Below are 1,960 nucleotides of genomic sequence, written 5' to 3'. Positions count from 1 at the left end.
GCCGCCGGGTCCGCGTCGCCCGCCGCGCCCGCCACGGTGCCGACGCCGACGAGCACCCCCGGCCGGTCCGCCGCGGCGCGGGCCGCGGGAACCTCCGCCGCCACCTCCGCGTCGGTCTGGCGCGTTCCCAGCCGGCTGAACGCGAACTCGGCCGCGTAGCCGAGCATGGCCGCGGCGTAGGCCGCCATCCCACAGCCGAACAGATGATCGGACAGACTGGAGATGCCGTCGTTGACCGCCATCAGAGCTCCTGTTCACTGGCATTCGACGTGGCATCACCAGCTGGGGTGCCACGCGCCTGCGTGCTGTCGTCCGCCACCCCGGTGGCCTCTCGGACGAGGGTGGTGAGCTGGCTCAGCTCGACCGCGAAGCCGTCCCCGTGCGACCGGGACAGCCCACCGATCTCGACCACCGACCCGTCGCCGGTCGCGGCCGGCCGCGCCCGCACCCACACCCGGCGCCGGCGCACCCGCAGGCTGGCGATCAGCCCGACGATGATGAGCACTGCGAACAGCAGCGCCTCCCGCTTGAACGGGTCGGACTTCACCTGGAACGTGGCGAACTCCGCGACGGAGTCGGCCTCCAGGCTCATCCCGGCGGGCAGCCCGGTGAGCGTGCGCTGGGCCGGGTTGGCCAGCGCCAGCACCTGCGCGGTGCGGTTGGCGCCGGCGGGGCCGGTCAGACTGAGCTGCTTCATGTCCGTGGTGTCGACGGTGTAGACGTTCTGCGGCACGCCCTCGTCGATGTGCAGGTTGCCGACGAAACCGGTGATCGTCAGGCCGGGGGCCGTTGCCGCCGGGAAGATCGAGACGTAGCCGTTCGCCGGGTCGAGGTGCGTCGTCGGCGTGAAGACGCCGCTGAAGGCGAGCTGCTGGGGCTGGCGCGGCGAGCCCGTCGCCGGCAGGCCGGCGTCCGGGATCTTGACCGTGCAGGTCGAGGTGAACATCCCGTCGCGCGGGGTGCAGGGCACGTTCCCCTGCCAGACGACGGTGCCCTTCGCGTTGCGCAGGATGAAGTGCGGGGCGTAGCCGTGCCCGATGAGATAGATCTTGGTGTCGCCGATGACCAGTGGATGGTTGACCCGGATGGTCGCTGGTCCCGTCGGCGCGTTCAGATCGTCGGAGTAGGCCACGTCGGCGCGGAAGTCCCGCGGCTCGCCGTTGGGCTCGTAGGCCGCCTGGAAGCGATCGAGCGTCAGGGAGAACGGGCGGAGCTTCGCGGCGTTGACGAGCTTGCCGCCGCTGAACTGGTCGTAGGAGATGACCGTGTTCGCAAACCCGTCGCCATTGACGACGAGGGTGGTTCCCGAGTAGCCGAACCAGGATCCGAACCCGACCGCCGCGAGCAGCCCGACCAGGGCAACGTGGAAAAGCAGGTTGCCGGTCTCCCGCAGGTAGCCCTTCTCCGCCGCGACGGAGTGATCGGGCGAACCGTCCGGACGCCGGGCGTCCGGCCCGGCCACGCTCGCCCGGAAACGCCGGCGGCGCAGCGCGGCGCGGGCGGCGACCAATGCCTCACCGGGGGGCAGCGAGCTGTCCCACGAACTGCCGCCGGGCAGCCGGCCCGGCCGGGCCGGCGCCTTCGGCGGCGCGGTGAACAGAGCCCGCGCGTGCCAGCGGATCCGCGAGGACAGGCAGCCGATCAGCGAGATGAACAGCAGAAGATAGATCGCCGCGAACCAGGGCGAGCTGAACACGTCGAAGCCGGAGAACCGGTCCAGCAGCGGACCGAGCGTCGGATGGGCGGCGAGGTACTGCTCGACCCGCATCGGGTTGATGTTGCGCTGCGGCAGCAGCGAGCCGGGCACCGCGGCGAGCGCGAGCAGGAACAGCAGCACCAGCGCCGTGCGCATGCTGGTGAGTTGCCGCCAGGACCGGACGGCGAGTGCCAGCGCCCGGCTCCGCCCGGAGCCGGGCGCAGCCAGGCCGGGCGCAGCCACGCCGGGCCGGGGGGCAGGCAC

Annotated in this window: 1 protein-coding gene and 1 pseudogene; both read right to left on the bottom strand. The window is 72.2% G+C overall.

The genetic code is table 11. The features are described from left to right. Positions 1-242, bottom strand: a pseudogene (locus MXD58_RS26520) (c-type cytochrome biogenesis protein CcsB); the annotation flags it as partial. After that, positions 242-1,960: a cytochrome c biogenesis protein ResB gene (resB, locus tag MXD58_RS26515; protein ID WP_374616679.1), complete on the bottom strand. Its 1,719-nt coding sequence runs from the start codon at positions 1,958-1,960 to the stop codon at positions 242-244. The pseudogene MXD58_RS26520 and the gene resB, both read right to left, overlap by 1 nt.

The organism is Frankia sp. AgKG'84/4, assembly GCF_023242965.2.
GTDB lineage: Bacteria > Actinomycetota > Actinomycetes > Frankiales > Frankiaceae > Frankia.
This window is presented reverse-complemented; position numbering and strand designations above follow the sequence as displayed.